Source organism: Bosea sp. PAMC 26642 (assembly GCF_001562255.1).
Classification (GTDB): Bacteria; Pseudomonadota; Alphaproteobacteria; order Rhizobiales; family Beijerinckiaceae; genus Allobosea.
Map to the genome: position 1 here is coordinate 3,433,496 of NZ_CP014301.1, position 15,960 is coordinate 3,449,455.

Sequence of the window (15,960 nt, forward strand, 5' to 3'; positions counted from 1 at the left end):
ATATTTTCAATCATTGGGCGCGCCGGCTTCACAACCGGCGCGCTGCGCGTTGACGGCGTCATGACGTGCCAGAACCGTCTTGCCGATCCGGGCGACGATGGTCGCCGGCTCGACCGAACCGGAGGCGATCAGCACCTTGATCTCGGACACGTCGTTGGGAGCGGCCATCGCGCATTTCCAGACGCCGACATGCATGGGTTAACTCCGAAGGATTGGGGACGGGTGAAGGGCCGCTCGTCTTCGTGCCGCAGGCCGACCTTGCGGTGCTTGACCCGATCACCTCCACTGCCATCATCGGCCGCACCCATGGGCTGTTGGTGTTCGACACGCTGTAGGACCTCGACAGCCAGTTGCGGCCGCAGCCCAGACGGTCGGCGGCGAGGAGATCGAGGACGGCGGTCGGCGCTGGCCGATCACGCTGCGGCCGGAGCTCGTCTTCCACAACGGCGAAAATGTCCGGGCGCGCGACGTGGTCGCGTCCCTTACCCGCTGCGGTCGCAGCGACACCTTCGGCCAGGCGCCGTTTGCGGCGGCGGACGAGTTGAAGGCCGAGAGGGTGATCCTGACCTATGTCATGGCGCCGCCGCCCGTGATCGAGATCAGGCCGTTCCTCAACCTGCGGCTCGGCTTCATCTTTCCATGACGCCGCCGGCTCGGGCGTGATCGTGCCGGCATTGGTTATGGTCGGCCAACACCTCTATCACGCGGCAATCGCAGATGCGGCCGTGCTGGCCCTCGTGGACCATGCGCTGCAATTCGCCGCGCAGGGCCTCGAGCTGGCCAATGCGGAGGTCGATCTGGTCGAGATGGCGCTTCGCAATCCGGTGAACGCTGTCGCAAGACGACTGTGGCTCGTCATACATCGCCAGCAGCGCCCGGATATCATCGATCTCGAAGCCGAGTTCGCGGGCATGACGAATGAAATGCAGGCGGTTGACGTCGTCGCCGCTGTAGTAGCGGCGGTTGGCGCTCGTGCGCCGAGGCACCTTCAGCAAGCCGATTTGCTCGTAAAAGCGGATTGTCGGTATCTTGACGCCCGTATCACGCGAGAGTTCGCCGATAGGCAATTCATGCATGGTTGCTTCCCACAAGGCATCGGCAAGGCTGGAGCCTTGGCTCATTTCAATCCTTTTACCAGTTTGATGCAACGCCGGAACAAGGTCGTCGCGCTGGCAGGCAGGCCCACCAGAGGGTTCAGGCCGGGATGATCGGGATGCTACGGATCTGCTCGCCCGTCGCGGTCTTCAACGTCAGGCGGGCGAATGTCGCATCCTTGATTTTGCCACCGACGATCAGCGTTTCGCCGGTTGGGCTCGGCTCGGTCGCCAAATTGCGGATCTGGTAGTCCTCGGCGCGGGGACCGACAGCCTGGGCGATGACGGACGTGGAGGCCGGAGCACTGACCGGCTTGCCATCACGCAGAAAGGTAAGCTGCCAGCGGGTCGAATCGACCCAACTCACCTCGATGCCGAGGCCGTCGTCGAAGGTCGCGAGCGCGCCGCCGGACGGCCCCCGCGCCGGGGCGACCGCACTGGCGCCGGGCAGCGGCGATTCGCGGGTGTGGAAATGGTCGCCGTGCACGACGCGGACCCGCGCCCGATAGGCGCCGGCGACATGGCCGCTGGCCCTGACCCGCGAGCCGCTGCTGCCAGACGAGATGGCGAGCGGGTGGATCCGGCCGGAACCGTCGATGGCGTCGACCTCGACCTCGGCCAGCGGCGGCGCCTTGTAATCGGCGACACCGGCCTCGCTGAAGACGAGTTCCCAGGCGTCGGTGCCGATGGTGACGATATCGACCATCTGGCCGTGACCAATATGGATCGAGTTCGGCTGCGACATTGAAACTCTCCATTCGAAGGGGGGCCGGCCGAGCACATCGCCGGGGGAAGCGTTGACGCCGTCAGAGGAATTTCGCGACGGCCTTGAATTCCTTGAGAAGTTCGCGGGCGTCCGCCGGGACATGGCCGGCGGCCTCTTCGAGGCAATGGTCGATATGTTCCTGGATCAGGATCTTGCGGGCATTGGCGATGGCGCTTTCGACCGCCTGCAATTGCTGGGCGATTTCAAGACAAGAGCGAACATTGACGACCATCTCGATGGTCGAACGCAGATGCCCCTCGGCCCGCTTCAGCCGGGTGATGATCTCCGGGTGGCGGTGGTGGTGAATCTGGTCGTGCGGTTCCATTTTTTGACTTGATCCTATCCTGGGGGAGGGGATATACTTTTTCTCGCCGGCCGGCAAGAGAGCGGCGTCGGCGGCATCAGAATTTTCCGGCTGCGGAGACGAGATCATGTCGGCTACCCGATCCATGCTCGCGCTCGACCGACTGACCGATCGGCCGGACGCTCGCCATATCGAGGCGCGAGCCTTCTGCCTCGCGGTGATCAAGGAATTCTACAGCACCGACTATCGGTCAGACTGGCACGCCGATCTGGACTCGCTGACCGGGGAGCCGGCGCGCTCCTGGTACAGCTCGCTCAACCGCGGCGCGTTCTGGATGGCGAGGGACGACGACGGGGCGATCGTCGCGACCGCCGGCCTCTATCATCTCGGCTGGAAACCAAATCTCGCCACGGAGTTGGCGGCGCTCTATCCGCGGCCCGATCGGGTGCCGCAGCTCGCGCGGGTCTATGTCCGGGCCGACCAGCGCGGCCGGCAGATCGGCCGCTGGCTCAACGACATCGCCGAAGCCGGGGCGCGCCGCCTCGGTTACGACAGGCTCTATCTGCACGCCAGCGCAGACGCGCCGGCGACGCTCGGCTTCTGGCGCGGGCGCGGCTATGCCGAGATCGCCGCGCTCGGGGCCTATTTTCATTTCGACAAGACCTTGTCGAATTCCCCCTGACCCGGCCTGCGCCGGCAGAAGTCCGCGCGCCGCCCCTTCAGTCAGGACTAGCGAGGATCGGGCACCAGCATCCTCGGCCGTCGGCCCCGTCGCGGGCGGGTGCGGCGATGCGGTGTCCGGCCGAACTGTCGGAACTAAAACCATGACCAGTTTCACGGAGCTGCTCCAGCAAGGCGTCGCCAATGCCTGGCTCTTCGTTCCAACCGCGATCATGCTTGGCGCACTGCACGGACTCGAGCCCGGCCATTCCAAGACGATGATGGCTGCCTTCATCGTCGCGGTGCGCGGCACCTTCTTCCAGGCCGTGCTGCTGGGTCTCGCGGCAACGGTGTCCCATACGGCGATCGTCTGGGCGATCGCGCTCGGCGGCATGTACCTGTTCAAGGGCATCGATGCCGAGACGACCGAACCCTATTTCCAGCTCGTCTCCGCCGTCATCATCATCGCCATCGCCGCCTGGATGTTCCGGCAGACCTGGCGCGACCAGCAAGCGGCCAAACGCCATGCCCGCGAGGTCGAGGACTACGAGAAGAACAGGGCCGGGACGGCGCCGAGCCATCGTGTCGATACGGGCCACGGGTTCATGTCGCTCGAAATCCCGCCGGAAAGGCCCGCCCACTTTCGGCTGACAGTCATCAGCGGCGACCAATGGCAAGGCGAATATGTGACGCTGACGACCGAGCTGCCCGACGGAAGCACGCAGCGCTTCACCTTCGTCGATCGCGACGGCTACATGGAATCGGCGGAAAAGGTGGCCGAACCCCATGATTTCATGGTCCGGCTCAACCTCGACCATGGCGACCACGAGCACAGCTACGACGTCTCCTTCCTGCAAGGGAACACGGGGAGCGGCCCGCTGCACCAGCAGAAGGGGGTCGAACTCGCCGATGAGGGCTATATGGACGCCCACGCCCTGTCTCATGCCAACGACATCCGCAAGCGCTTCTCGGGGCGCAACGTCACCACCTGGCAGATCGTGCTGTTTGGCCTCACCGGAGGGTTGATCCCCTGTCCGGCGGCGATCACCGTTCTGCTGCTCTGCATCCAGTTGCGCGAATTCTCGCTCGGGGCGGTGTTGGTGGTGTGCTTCTCGATCGGGCTGGCGATCACGCTGGTCACGGTCGGCGCAGTGGCAGCGATCGGGGTACGCCATGCGACCAAGCGTGTCGGCTGGTTGTCGACCGCGACCGCCCGGGCACCCTATTTTTCAAGTGCCCTGATCATCCTGGTGGGGCTGTACACCGGCTATCACGGCTGGAGCGGCCTGCAGGCGCAGCATCACGGCAAGCCGGCGGCGGCCGTCACGGTCGCGCCGAGCATGGGATGAGCAAATAGGCCCGGGGCGTATCGGCCGCCCCGGCGCCGACGGCTCAGGCGAAATGGCAGCGGGCGGCATGTGCCGCTGTCGCATCAAAGGCGGGGCGGCCCTCCGAGCAGAGCGCCTCGGCCTGCGGGCAGCGACCATGGAAGCGGCAGCCCGGCGGCGGATTGAGCGGGCTCGGCGGCTCGCCCCTGAGCGCGGCGCCGACGGCAGAGAGGTCCGGGTTGTCGAGCATCGAGGCGGCGATCAGTGCGCGCGTATAGGGATGGCGCGGATTGGCGAAGAGCTCGGCCGCCGGGGCGAGTTCGACGATCTCGCCAAGATACATCACAGCGATCCTGTCGCAGAGTTCGCGCACGACGCGCAGATCATGCGAGATCATCAGCAAGGTGAGTCCGAGGCGCTGCTTCAAATCGACCAGCAGGTTCAGGACCTGCGAGCGCAGCGAGGCGTCGAGCGCGGAGGTCGGCTCGTCGCAGACGAGCAGATCGGGCTTCAGGATCAGGGCGCGCGCGATCACCACGCGCTGGAGCTGTCCGCCCGAGCATTCGCGCGGCAGACGGTCGTAGAAGCTTTCATCGAGTCCCATCTCGCGCAGCATGTCGAGGGCGATGGCGCGGCGCTGGCCGCGATCGCCGATGCCATGGGCGCGCAAGGGCGCCTCCAGGCTCTCGCCCAGCCGCATGCGCGGGTCGAGCGCGCCGAAGGGGTCCTGGAAGACGAGTTGGACCTTGCGGCGCAGCGCCATCAGGTCCTGCCCCGCGAGCCCGCCGATCTCGGCGCCGCCAATCCGGATCGATCCGCTGTCGGCCCGGTCCATCCGCACCAGCAGCCTTGCGACCGTGCTCTTGCCACAGCCGGATTCGCCGACGAGGCCGAGCACCTCGCCCTTGCCGATCGAGAACGAGACCTGGTCGACCGAGTTCACCCGGCGGCCGCCCGTCAGCCAGCCGGGGACCGGGTAGGTCTTGACCATGTCGCGGGCGTCGAGGAAGGCAGGGGCCGTTTGCGACCTCATTGCTGCGCCTCCTCCATCTCCGGCGTCACTGCCCAGCAGCGTGCCTTGTGCGAGCCCTGGCAGCAGGAGAGCGTCGGCTCGCTGCTGCAGCATTTATGGTTGTGCGGGCTCTGGGCGACGATCGCGCAGCGGGGCTGGAAGCGGCAACCATACGACAGCTCGCGCGCCGAGATCGCGCTGCCCGGCAGTGCGATCAGTCGGCCGCCGGTATCGCGCTTCAGCAGCGAGCATTCGACGAGCGCCTGCGTATAGGGGTGGCGCGGCGCCGACAGGATCTGGCGCGCCGGCCCTTCCTCTATGACGCGGCCGGCATACATGACCGCGACCCTGTCGGCCAACGCCGCGACGATACCGAGATCATGGGTGATCAGCAGCAGCGCCATACGCCGGCGCCGGCGCTGCTCGTCAAGCAGCCGCAGGATCTGGGCCTGGACGGTGACGTCGAGCGCGGTCGTCGGCTCGTCTGCGATGAGCAGGTCTGGATCGGCTGCGAGCGCTGCGGCGATCATGACTCGCTGAGCCATGCCCCCGGAGAAGGCGAATGGGTAGTCCCGGGCGCGGGCCTCCGGCGCGGGGATGCCGACCTCGCGAAAGAGCTCGACGACGCGGGCAGCGGCTGCGCTGCGCGACAGCCCGCGATGCCGGCGAAGCCCTTCCGCCACCTGGTCGCCGACGCGGCAGGTCGGGTCGAGCATGGCCTGCGGCTGCTGGAAGATCATGCCGATGCGGCCGCCGCGCAGGGCGTCGAGCTCGCGCGGTTTCATGGTCAGCACGTCCTCGCCGTCGAAGCGGATCCGACCACGGGTGACCTGCGCAGCGCGCGGCAGGAGCCGCATCGCCGACAGGGCGGTGAGGCTCTTGCCGGACCCCGACTCTCCGACAAGCGCGACGACCTCGCTGCGGCGTATCTCTAGATTCAGGCTCTCGATAACCGGCGCGGCGCGTCCGGCCGGTCCGATTGCGACATGCAGGTCCTCTATCGCCAGGAGCGGTTCTGCTGGCTCCACGGCGGGTCGACGGTCGGCGAGGGAAAGTACGACGGTCATGGCGTGCCCCCACGTTGCGACAGGCCCTGTCCGATCCAGGTGACCGAAAGCGCGGTTATGAAGATCGCCAACCCCGGGCAGAGAACGAGCAGCGGCGCGCGTTCGATATAGGGCTGCGCCTCCGCCATCATCGCGGCCCAGTCGGCATGAGGCGGCTGGATGCCGAGCCCGATATAGGACAGGCCGCCTACGGTGATCATCTTGTGACCGAAGCGGAGGAAGGCCAGGGCCGAGATCGGGCCGATCGCGTTCGGGATGATGTGGCGCAGAATGATGAAGCGGCGCGAGCAGCCGAGGATTTCAGCGGCGCGAATGTAGGGCTTGGCGTTGATCTCCATGGCGAGCCCGCGGGCGAGGCGGGCGAAAGGCGTCCAGCTGACGAGGGTGAGCGCCAGAATCAGGGTACCATAGCCAGGCCCGAGCAGCGCGATCAGGAAGATCGCTACCACCACCTCGGGGAAGGAAATCAGCAGATCGACTGAACGCATCGCGATCTCGTCGAAGAGCCCGCCCTTGCGGGCGCTGATCACGCCGATCAGCGTACCAATGACCACCGACAGCGTCAGCGTCACCGCCGCGATCACGATGGCGAAATGCCCGCCGACGAGAAGACGGCTGAACACGTCGCGGCCGAGATGGTCGGTCCCGAGCCAATGCGCTTCGCTTGGTGGTTTCAGGCGGCGGATCAGCGCCTGTGCCGTCGGATCATGGGGGGCGAGCCAGGGGCCGAGGCAAAGTGTCAGCGCGACCAGCAAGAACAGCAGCGCGCCGGTGACGAGCGTCCAGGGCGGGGTGGCGAAGCGCGGTCGGCGCGCGACATCCGACGAGCGAAAGGGCGACGCGGCGTCCGGCAGGGCTGCGTCAAGCGCCATGGCTGTGCCTCAGAGCTGGGTTGATGGCAAGATAGGCGAGGTCGACAAGCGTGTTGACTAAGACGGCGAACGTCACGATGGCGACGAAACCACCTTGCAGGACGGGGATGTCCTTGTTGATCACGGCCTCGTAGATCAGCCGGCCCATGCCGGGGATGGCGAAGATGACCTCGACGATGACCGAGCCGCCGAGCAGGCCGGCCAGCCAGAGGGCGAACATGGTGATGACCGGCATCGCGCCGTTTCGCAGCCCGTGGCGCATAACCGTCTGGGTCAGGCTGAGGCCGCGGCTGCGGGCGGCGGTGATAAAGGGCGCGTCGAGCACATCGATCATCGAGGCGCGGATGATGCGGGTGAAATAGGCGAGCGGGCGCAGCGCCAGGACGAGCGCCGGCAGGACGAGCGAGGCCGGACCGTTCCAGCCGGCCGAGGGCAGCCAGCCGAGCCAGAGCGCAAAGACCAGAATGCTCATCGGCGCCATCCAGTATGCGGGAATCGCGATGAGCGTCTGGGTCAGCAGCGTTGCGGCGGTGTCGGCGCCTCCGCCGGGACGCATCGCCGCCGCCGTGCCGAGCGGCGCCGAAACCAGGAGCGCGATCAGCAAGGCCGAGAGCGCCAGCGTGATCGAGACGATGAGCGCGCCGCCGAGCATGTCCGTGACCGGGGCGCGGCTGGTGAAGGACAGGCCGAAATCGCCGCGCACCGCATCGCTGAGCCAGGCAAGGTACTGGACCGCCAGCGGCCGATCGAGACCGAGCTGGCGACGCATCGCCTCGAGCGTGACGTGGTCGACATTGGGGTCGGCGATGCGGGCACGCAACACCAGGAGGGCGGGGTCGCCCTCGCCGATATAGGGGATCAGGAAGGCGATCATGGAAACCACGAGCAGCGTCAGCAGCAGGACGGTGCCGCGGCGAAGAGCGAAGTGCCACATTGGGTGGGCTCCTTGCGTTCTGGCCGCCGGGCGCCGTCGCGGTGCGGCGCCCGGTGTCGTTCTTGTCCGTTGCCTTCAGTCGACGGCGAGATCCTTGGTCAGCACGTACTGGTAGAGCGGGTGAATCCGGTAGTTCCTCACCCTGGTCTTGTAGCCGTCATTGCCGGCCTCGTGGACGACGAAGACGTTGACCGCTTTCGACTGCAAATGCTGCGCCAGATCGGCGTAGACGGCGTAACGCTTGCCGGCATCCGCCTCCCCCGTCGCGGTGGCCAGCCTGGCGTCGAAATCCTTGTCGCAATGCTGCGACAGGTTGAAGCCGCCGCCGCAGCCATAGTCGGACTGGAGGAAGCCTGCCGGATCGGCGACGTCGACCAGATGGCTGCGCGAGAGCAGCGCCACGTCGTAGCGCCCCGCGGTCATGTCCGGCTCCAGAGCCTTGTATTCGGCGAGGCGAATGCGGGCGTTGATACCAACGGCCTTGAACTGGTCCTGCAGGATCGCGGCCAGGTCCTTGAACTCGACCTTCTCGCTATAGGCCATGATCTCGAACTCGAGCCCGCCCGGCTTGATCCCGGCCTCGGCGAGCAGCGCCTGCGCCTTCCTGACATCATAGGCGGCGGGCTTGGCCGCCTTTGGGACCCAGGGCTCATGCGGCGCGAACGGACCGATCGCGGGCTGAACCGAGCCTTCGTAGATGCTGCCCGCAATGCTTTCGAGGTCGAGCGCGGCCTGCAGGGCCTGGCGGACCTTCTCGTTGTCGAAAGGGGCCTTCTTCGTGTTGATCAGCAGCGTGGTGGTGCGCGGCGTCGCCAGCGTTGCGACCTTGAGGCCGGGGGTCTGCTTCAGGCGCGCCAGGGTCGAGGCCGGCACGGCGCCGGCCACATCGGCCTCGCCCGTGCGCAATTGCGTGGCGCGGACATTGGCGTCCGGGATGAACCTGATCTCGGCCTCGGCGAGCGCGACCTTGCCGCCCCAGTAACTGTCATTGCGCTTCAGACTGATGCTCTGCTGGCCGTTGACGCGGGTGATGACGAAGGGGCCGGTGCAGGTGCCGGCCGGATCGATCTTGCCGTCCTTGTAGGCCGCCGGCGACAGGATGCCGGCATTGGCGGCGGCGAGCCTGAGGGGCGTCAGCACGGAGGGTGTCGGTGTCGTCACCCGCACCGTATCTTCGCCGACCGCCTCGACGGACTTGATCACGCGCGGCGAGAAGGCGCGGGCGGGTGTCGGGACCTTGAGCACGGCATTGAGGGACGCGGCGGCGGCGGCGGCGTCGAGCGGCTTGCCATCCTGGAAGGTCACGCCCTTGCGCAACTTGAAGTCCCAGCTGTCGGGCGCGGCCTGTGTCCAGCTCTCGGCGAGCGAGGGCTGCAGCTTGCCGTCGAAGTCGATCCGCGTCAGCGGCTCGAGGCAGCCGGCCTTGGCGAGAACGTTGGCGTCGTCGGTCTCGAGCGCAAAGCCGGCTTTTGGCGCGAAATTCTCGGCGATGACGATCTTCCCGCCGCTCTGGGCGAGGGCCGCGGCCGGAAAGGCCGTGGCGCAGGCGAAGGCCAAGATGAGTGTCTTCTGCATGGTCTAACCCCTCCGCTGAACGCCTGCCGGCCCGGTGCGCCCCGCCTCTCATGGGCGTTTGGGCGATGAGGCGTCAGGCTCCATTTCTGGTCGTTACGCTGTGATAGTCGGCTCCTTGGGATCCCGGCGAGATGAGCGCCCAAGCGCGTCTCGTCCGGTCGTCGTCGCCTCCGATGACCCGCAAGCGTACTTGCAGGATGCTGGGCGGGGGCCTGCGGTCCCCACCCGGGGTTGACTCAGGCCGAGGCGAGCGCCTCGCCGGCGCGCTGGCTGGGTTCCGCCGGAGCGCTTTCCTCATCCCGGAAGAAGCCGAGAAGCCGCAGCGCGTTGAGGGTGACGAGCACGGTCGCACCGGTATCGGCGAAGATAGCGAGCCAGAGGCCGGTGGTGCCGGTCACGGTCGTCACGAGGAAGACCAGCTTCAACCCGAGCGCGATCGCGATGTTCTGGCGGATATTCGCCATGGTGCCGCGCGAGAGCCGGACCAGTCGGCCGACATCGGCGACGCGGCTCTTGAGCAGGGCGGCGTCTGCTGCCTCGAGCGCAACGTCGGTGCCCGAGCCCATGGCGATGCCGACATGGGCGGCAGCGAGCGCCGGCGCGTCATTGATGCCGTCGCCGACCATGGCGACATGGCCTTGCGCGGCGAGCTGGCGCACTGCCGCGACCTTGGCCTCGGGCATCATCTCGGCCTGGACGTCGATGCCGAGATCGCGGGCGATCGCCGCGCCGGTCCGGCGGTTGTCGCCGGTCAGCATGATCGGCGTGATGCCGAGCGAACGAAGCTCGGCGATGGCGGCGCGGGCGTCGGGACGGGGCTCGTCGCGCAGCGCGATCAGGCCGACAGCCTGCGCTTCGCTCTGCACGACGACGACGGTCTTGCCCTGCTCCTCCAGCGCGCTGATCTGCCGGGAAACGGCTTCTGCCAGCGCTCCGCGCTCGGCGGCGAAGCGCGGCGCGCCGATGAATATCCGGGCGCCGGCGACGACGCCTTCCATGCCCTTGCCGGCGACGGCGCGGGCGGCGCTGGCCGAGAGCTGCGGGGCGCCGTCGTCGGCGGCGCGCTCTGCGATGGCCCGGGCGAGCGGATGGCTGGATTCACGCTCGACCGCGGCGGCGAGCGAGAGCAGGCTGCGGGCATCGCCATCGAGGGGCACGATATCGGTCACGACGGGTCGGCCCCAGGTCAGCGTGCCGGTCTTGTCGAAGGCGATGGAGCGGACGCGGGAGAGTTCCTCTATCACCGCGCCGCCCTTGACGAGCAGGCCGCGGCGCGCTGCCATCGACAGGCTCGATGCAATCGCCGCCGGGACGGAGATCACGAGGGCGCAGGGGCAGCCGATCAATAGCAATGTAAGCCCGCGATAAATCCAGCTCGACCAGTCACCGCCGCCAAGCAGCGGCGGCAGCACGGCGACGAGTGCCGAGAGGCCGACGATGAAAGGCATGTAGATCCGGGAGAAGCGGTCGATGAAGCGCTCGGTCGGCGCCTTGGCGTCCTGCGCCTCCTCGACCAGGGTGACGATGCGGGCGATGGTGTTGTCTTCGGCGGCCTTCTCGACGCGGATCCGTAGCGCGGCTTCCTGGTTGATCGAGCCGGCGAAGATCGGGGCGCCCGGCTCCTTCGCCTTGGGCACGGATTCTCCGGTGATCGGCGATTCGTCGACGCCGGAATGGCCTTCGAGGACGGTGCCGTCGGCCGGTACACGGTCGCCCGGCCGCACCAGCACGGTCTGGCCGATGCGCAGGGCCTCCGCCTTGACCTCGCGGACGCTCCCGCCCTCGTCGAGCCATGCGGTCTTCGGTACGAGCGCCGCGAGCGCCCGGATCCCGGAGCGGGCCTTGTTGGCGGCGACCCCTTCGAGCACCTCGCCGACGGCGAAGAGGAAGACGACCACCGCGGCCTCCTCGATCGCGCCGATGAAGAGTGCGCCGGCGGCGGCGATCGTCATAAGCATCTCGATGGTGAAAGGCGCGCCGGCCATGGCCGCGGCGATGGCGCGCCGCGTGATTGGCGCGATCGCGAGCAGCGTCGCCGCGACGAAGAACCAGAACGAGGCGGCCGGAACCAGTTCGCCGGCGATGTAGGCGACGACGAGCAGCGCGCCCGCGGTGATCGCGACGCGGGCCTTGCTGGTCTGCCACCAGCGCTTTGGCGCCTCGGCGGCGCGGACGATCGCCGGGACCGCAGCCTGCTGGATTTCCGGTCCGTAGCCGAGCTTGGCGATCTGCGCCGTGATCGCATCGGCGGTCGTGCCGCCGGACGCGAGCTTCAGCGACAGCGTCTCGTTGGTGACGGAGACGGCAATATCCCGCACGCCTGGCAGGCGCTCCAGAGCGGTGCGGACCGTGCCGGCGCAGCTTGCGCAATCCATGCCGCTGACTTTCCAGGTCAGGCGGCCGGGATCGGCGGCGTGCGCGGGTGCATGGCCATGATGGTCGTGATCGTGGTGGGCAGGGCCGTGGTCATGATGAGCGTGGTCGCAGCCGGCATGGTCATGAGTCGGGCCCGCGTGGCTGTGGGTCTTGCCGTGACTGTGAGCGTGGCCATGGTCGTTATCGTGGTTGCAGCCAGCGTGAGGGTCGTGGCCCGGGTGGTCGCCATGCGCATCGCCGGCATGCGCATGGGCGTGGGCGTGGGCCGCGGGATCATGAGCCTTGCCATGGTCGTGGTCATGCCCGTGCGACTTGCTGTGGCCGTCGCTATGGTCGTGACCGCAGCCGCCGGTCTCGGCCGGCGTGACCTCCGGCGCGGGCGCATCGCTCTTCTGGCTGAGCATGGTCGGGCCGAAGCCGAGCTTGCGGACGCGCCCCTCGATCTGCTCGCGGCTGGTGGCCTCGCCGGAAAGGGTGAGGGTCAGCCGCTCGCGCGGCACCGAGACCGCGACCTCGCTGACACCGGGGAGGTTTTCCAGCGCTGTGCGCAGCGTCGCCGCGCAACTGCCGCAATCCATGCCCTCGACCTTCCAGGTCAAGGATTGACGGACCTTCGAAGCGGCGATTGTGGCCGAAGACATGGCGCTCTCCTCCTGTTGTCGAGGAGACGCTAATTCCTCTACCGACTAGAGGAGCAAGAGGCTTTTTTAACTTTTTTGTGAAGCCGCGGTGGGGCCTGCAATTACTCTGCGACGAGCAGCCGGACTATTTCGCTCATGCCGGCGCGCAGGAACGGGTCCGAATGCACATAGAAAAACTGTACCCCCCTGGATTGCCAGAACGGCAGCTCGTCGGCAGTCGCCAGCGTGCCGGCGACCTTGCCGGCGGCGCGGATCTTGGCGACGGCCTCGCCGACCTTGTCGATGACCGGTTGCGGACGCGGCTGGCCGAAAGGCGGCGCGGGCGGATAGCCCATGTTCTGCGAAAGATCTCCGGGGCCGATGAAGAAGACGTCGATGCCCTCTACGGCGAGCAGCGCATCGATCCCGTCGATGGCCTCGAGCGTCTCGATCATGCCGATGACGAGCCGCTTTTCATGATCGGCATGGCAGCCGTAGCGGACGGCATCGACCACGGCGCGCGCCTGCTCGACGGTGTCGATCATCGGCACCATCAGACCGTCGGCGCCGGCGTTGAGATAGCGGATTAAAAGCGAGCGCTGGTGGCAGTCGGGCCGCACGATCGCGGCGCCGCCCGCGCCCCGGATCGCCTGGGCCGTCAGGCGCACATCCTCGAAGCTCCAGGTGCCGTGCTCGCAATCGAGGAAGATCGAATCTGCCCCGAGTTCCGTCAGGCGCACGGCATGGCCGGGTGACGCGTAATGCGAAGTCAGCATGCTCACACACTCGCCGCGGCTCAGCTTCTCGCGCAGTTTGGCTCCGTTCATGAGGTCGTCCTCGCTTTCAGCGCTTCGGCATATCAGGCGTATCGTCGGGCGCGCCGACCCAGCGCGCGGTCTCGATATCGGCGGCGGTGTCGCGCATCCGCGTCGGACAGATGTGCAGCTCGGGGATCGTCGCGCCGGGCTGCAGGCTGGCGCAGAGCAGCACCGCGCGGGCGACGTCGTGCGGGTCAAGCATGATGGCGCGCTCCTCGGCCAGAGGCGGCCGGGCGCGGTTGTTCATGATCGGCGTGTCGGTCTCGCCGGGCAGGATCGTGGTCGCGCGGATGCCCTGGTTGCGATAGGTATTGTGCAGGAAGCCCATGAAATTCTTCACGCCGGCCTTGGCCGCGCCATAGGCCGCGCCGCCCAGCAGGTTCGGATTCAACGCCGCCAGCGACGAGACCGTGATGATGGTGCCTGCGCCCCGCGCGATCATCGCCGGCAGAACCGTCTGCGTCAGCGAGAATACGGCGGTGAGGTTGACGTTCAGCGTCGCGTTCCACTCTTCCTCGGAGAGAAAGCGGGCGTTCAGCACCTTGCTGGCGCTGCCGGCATTGTTGACGAGAATATCGACGGGCCCGACCTCCGCTTCGATCGCCGCGACGGTCGCGACGATGGCGCCCCGCGAGGCGATGTCTAGCGTACGGGCGACAGCGTGGCCGCCCTCCGCCGCGATCACTTGCGCAACTTCGTCGAGCGGACCCTGGCGCCGCCCGGTCAGCACCACGGCCGCGCCCTCACGCGCCAGCAGGATGGCGCTTTCGCGGCCGATGCCGGTGCCCGCGCCGGTGACGAGCGCGATCTTGCCCTTGAGCAATGCCATGATCTTGTCCTATTCAGCCGCCGCCGAGAAGGCGTTGCCATAGAGACGCCGGGTTGCATCGGGGCTGACAAGCCCCTCGGCGAGATCCTGCGCGATGAGATCGGCGGAGCGCGCGGCCGCCCTGCCCCAGCCGCCACCACCCGGCGTCTCGACCTCGAGGCGATCGCCCGTCTGGAGAACCACCTTGCCTTTCGGAAACTGTGCCTGCCTGTTCTTGGCGACCTTGCCGGGTGTGCCCGACTGTCCGCCCACAACGCCGAAGCAGGGGTGGCGGACGCGCTCGGTCGCGAGATAGACGTTCATCGGCGCCCTGGCGCGATTGCGCAGGATGACGCGCTGGCCGAGCCCGCCGCGATGCTGCCCGGCGCCGCCGGAATCGGCGATCAATTCCTTGCACTCGGTCAGCACCGGCACGGCGATCTCGAACATCTCGATCGCGGTGACCTTGCAGTTGGACGGGAAGCTCAGTGTGTCCAACCCATCGATCTCCGCCCGCGCGCCCTGCCCGCCATGGAAATTCTGCACCGAGCCATATTGCGAGCCGTCATCACGACGCCCGACGCAGTTGGCGGCCCAGATCGGCGCGCCACCGCTGTCGCCCATCACCTTGTCGGGCACGATGCCTTCCAGCGCCTTGAAGATCAGCGAGGGGATGACATGGCCGATCAGGTTGCGGGAGTTGCCGGCCGTCCAGGCTTCGGGATTGAGGATCGAGCCCAGCGGCGCCTCGTCGGTGACGGGTGTGATGCAGCCCTCATTGTTGGGCGTCTCGGGGTCGAGCAGGCATTTCAGCGCGTAGACGGAGTGGGCGTAACGGTAATTGGTGCGGCAGTTGATCGAGTGCAGCACCTGGTCGGAGGTGCCGGCGTAGTCGACATGGATCGTCTCGTCGCCGACGATGACCGCAGCCTTCAGCGTGATGTCGTCATGGTAGCCGTCGAGCACGACCTCCGCCTCGTAGCGTCCGTTGGGCCAGGCGCGGATCGCCTTGCGCATCTGCGCCTCGGAGCGCGAATGGATCGCGTCGGCCAGACCATCGACCTCGTCGAGGCCGTATTCATCGAGGAACTTCACCAGTTCGCGGCCCATGACGTTGTTGGCGGCGACCATCGATTCCAGGTCGCCGAGCACTTCGGTCGGGAGCCGCACGGAAGCCGCGATGATGTCGAGCACGTCCTGGTTGGGCACGCCGGCGCGGTGCAGCTTCACGATCGGGAAGCGGATGCCCTCCTCATAGATGTCGCTCGCCTCCGAATGCAGCGGCGCGCCGCCGATATCGGGCAGATGCGCGATCGAGCCGGCATAGGCGACGATCTTGCCGTTCTTGAAGATCGGCGTGATCATCGTCACGTCGGGCAGATGGCCGGTGCCGATCTCGGGATCGTTGGTGGCGAGAACGTCGCCTTCCTGCAACGTGTCCTCTGGAAACTTCGGCAGAAAATAGGTCTGCGCCGCAACCGGCAGCGAGGTGATGAAGACGGGGATCGACCAGGTGCACTGGGCCAGCGCCCGGCCGCGGCTGTCGAGCAGCACGGTGACGTAATCATGGTTTTCGCGCACGATCGGCGAGAAGGCGGTGCGGCCGAGCACCGTGTCGGCCTGGTCGGCGATGAAGATCAGGCGGTTCCACATCACCTGCAGGTTGATCGGATCGTTGAAGTCGGTGGCGGCTTTGGTCGTCTCGGTCTTGGACATCGGGATCGTC

General features: G+C 67.2%; 17 protein-coding genes. 4 read left to right on the forward strand and 13 right to left on the reverse strand.

Features of this window, described 5'->3' with window-relative positions:
- Window positions 1-6: 6 nt before the first annotated feature.
- Window positions 7-195, reverse strand: coding sequence for a ring-opening amidohydrolase (locus tag AXW83_RS16560; protein ID WP_066615186.1), 189 nt, complete (start codon window positions 193-195; stop codon window positions 7-9).
- Window positions 196-212: 17 nt separating this feature from the next.
- Between AXW83_RS16560 and AXW83_RS28055 the strand changes: the two genes are divergently transcribed.
- Both AXW83_RS28055 and AXW83_RS27180 read left to right on the forward strand, forming a co-directional pair.
- Entirely contained in the window at window positions 213-335 is a 123-nt protein-coding gene (locus AXW83_RS28055; RefSeq protein ID WP_257722104.1) for a hypothetical protein, read from the forward strand.
- 83 nt (window positions 336-418) lie between these two features.
- On the forward strand, window positions 419-643 hold the full coding sequence (locus tag AXW83_RS27180; protein WP_236841964.1) for a hypothetical protein: 225 nt from the start codon (window positions 419-421) through the stop codon (window positions 641-643).
- Here AXW83_RS27180 and AXW83_RS16565 read toward each other — a convergent pair.
- The 3 genes from AXW83_RS16565 to AXW83_RS16575 all read right to left on the reverse strand — a co-directional run bounded on the left by AXW83_RS16565 (window position 630) and on the right by AXW83_RS16575 (window position 2,185).
- A complete protein-coding gene (locus AXW83_RS16565; RefSeq protein ID WP_066615188.1) occupies window positions 630-1,076 on the reverse strand; it encodes a MerR family transcriptional regulator in 447 nt (148 codons plus the stop codon). The genes AXW83_RS27180 and AXW83_RS16565 overlap by 14 nt on opposite strands.
- 118 nt (window positions 1,077-1,194) lie before the next feature.
- Complete coding sequence (locus tag AXW83_RS16570; protein ID WP_066615190.1) at window positions 1,195-1,839, reverse strand: hypothetical protein; 645 nt, start codon at window positions 1,837-1,839, stop codon at window positions 1,195-1,197.
- A 61-nt stretch (window positions 1,840-1,900) separates the two neighbouring features.
- Window positions 1,901-2,185, reverse strand: coding sequence for a metal-sensing transcriptional repressor (locus AXW83_RS16575; protein ID WP_066615192.1), 285 nt, complete (start codon window positions 2,183-2,185; stop codon window positions 1,901-1,903).
- 106 nt (window positions 2,186-2,291) lie between these two features.
- On the opposite strand from AXW83_RS16575, the gene AXW83_RS16580 reads away from it, so the two are divergent.
- Together AXW83_RS16580 and AXW83_RS16585 are read left to right on the forward strand one after the other, a co-directional pair.
- Complete coding sequence (locus tag AXW83_RS16580; protein WP_082767188.1) at window positions 2,292-2,846, forward strand: GNAT family N-acetyltransferase; 555 nt, start codon at window positions 2,292-2,294, stop codon at window positions 2,844-2,846.
- 142 nt (window positions 2,847-2,988) lie between these two features.
- Window positions 2,989-4,173, forward strand: coding sequence for a nickel/cobalt efflux transporter (locus AXW83_RS16585; RefSeq protein ID WP_066615196.1), 1,185 nt, complete (start codon window positions 2,989-2,991; stop codon window positions 4,171-4,173).
- Between the two features lie 43 nt (window positions 4,174-4,216).
- On the opposite strand, the gene AXW83_RS16590 is transcribed toward AXW83_RS16585, so the two are convergent.
- The 9 genes from AXW83_RS16590 to AXW83_RS16630 all read right to left on the reverse strand — a co-directional run bounded on the left by AXW83_RS16590 (window position 4,217) and on the right by AXW83_RS16630 (window position 15,950).
- The gene (locus AXW83_RS16590) at window positions 4,217-5,185 is read right to left on the reverse strand and encodes an oligopeptide/dipeptide ABC transporter ATP-binding protein (protein WP_066615197.1); all 969 of its coding nucleotides are present in this window, start codon (window positions 5,183-5,185) and stop codon (window positions 4,217-4,219) included.
- Entirely contained in the window at window positions 5,182-6,231 is a 1,050-nt protein-coding gene (locus tag AXW83_RS16595; protein WP_066615198.1) for an ABC transporter ATP-binding protein, read from the reverse strand. Before AXW83_RS16595 ends, AXW83_RS16590 begins: the two co-directional genes overlap by 4 nt.
- The gene (locus AXW83_RS16600; RefSeq protein WP_066615199.1) at window positions 6,228-7,103 is read right to left on the reverse strand and encodes an ABC transporter permease; all 876 of its coding nucleotides are present in this window, start codon (window positions 7,101-7,103) and stop codon (window positions 6,228-6,230) included. The genes AXW83_RS16595 and AXW83_RS16600 overlap by 4 nt, the downstream gene beginning before the upstream one ends.
- Window positions 7,093-8,037 (reverse strand): ABC transporter permease, encoded by a 945-nt coding sequence (locus AXW83_RS16605; protein WP_066615201.1) that lies wholly within the window; start codon window positions 8,035-8,037, stop codon window positions 7,093-7,095. The genes AXW83_RS16600 and AXW83_RS16605 overlap by 11 nt, the downstream gene beginning before the upstream one ends.
- Before the next feature lie 75 nt (window positions 8,038-8,112).
- Entirely contained in the window at window positions 8,113-9,612 is a 1,500-nt protein-coding gene (locus tag AXW83_RS16610) for an ABC transporter substrate-binding protein (RefSeq protein WP_066615203.1), read from the reverse strand.
- A 236-nt stretch (window positions 9,613-9,848) separates the two neighbouring features.
- The gene (locus AXW83_RS16615) at window positions 9,849-12,629 is read right to left on the reverse strand and encodes a heavy metal translocating P-type ATPase (RefSeq protein WP_156640138.1); all 2,781 of its coding nucleotides are present in this window, start codon (window positions 12,627-12,629) and stop codon (window positions 9,849-9,851) included.
- A gap of 101 nt (window positions 12,630-12,730) precedes the next feature.
- Window positions 12,731-13,435, reverse strand: coding sequence for an HpcH/HpaI aldolase family protein (locus tag AXW83_RS16620; RefSeq protein WP_066615204.1), 705 nt, complete (start codon window positions 13,433-13,435; stop codon window positions 12,731-12,733).
- Between the two features lie 16 nt (window positions 13,436-13,451).
- Entirely contained in the window at window positions 13,452-14,255 is an 804-nt protein-coding gene (locus AXW83_RS16625; RefSeq protein ID WP_066615205.1) for an SDR family oxidoreductase, read from the reverse strand.
- A gap of 9 nt (window positions 14,256-14,264) precedes the next feature.
- The gene (locus tag AXW83_RS16630) at window positions 14,265-15,950 is read right to left on the reverse strand and encodes a hydantoinase B/oxoprolinase family protein (protein ID WP_066615206.1); all 1,686 of its coding nucleotides are present in this window, start codon (window positions 15,948-15,950) and stop codon (window positions 14,265-14,267) included.
- Between the last annotated feature and the right edge of the window lie 10 nt (window positions 15,951-15,960).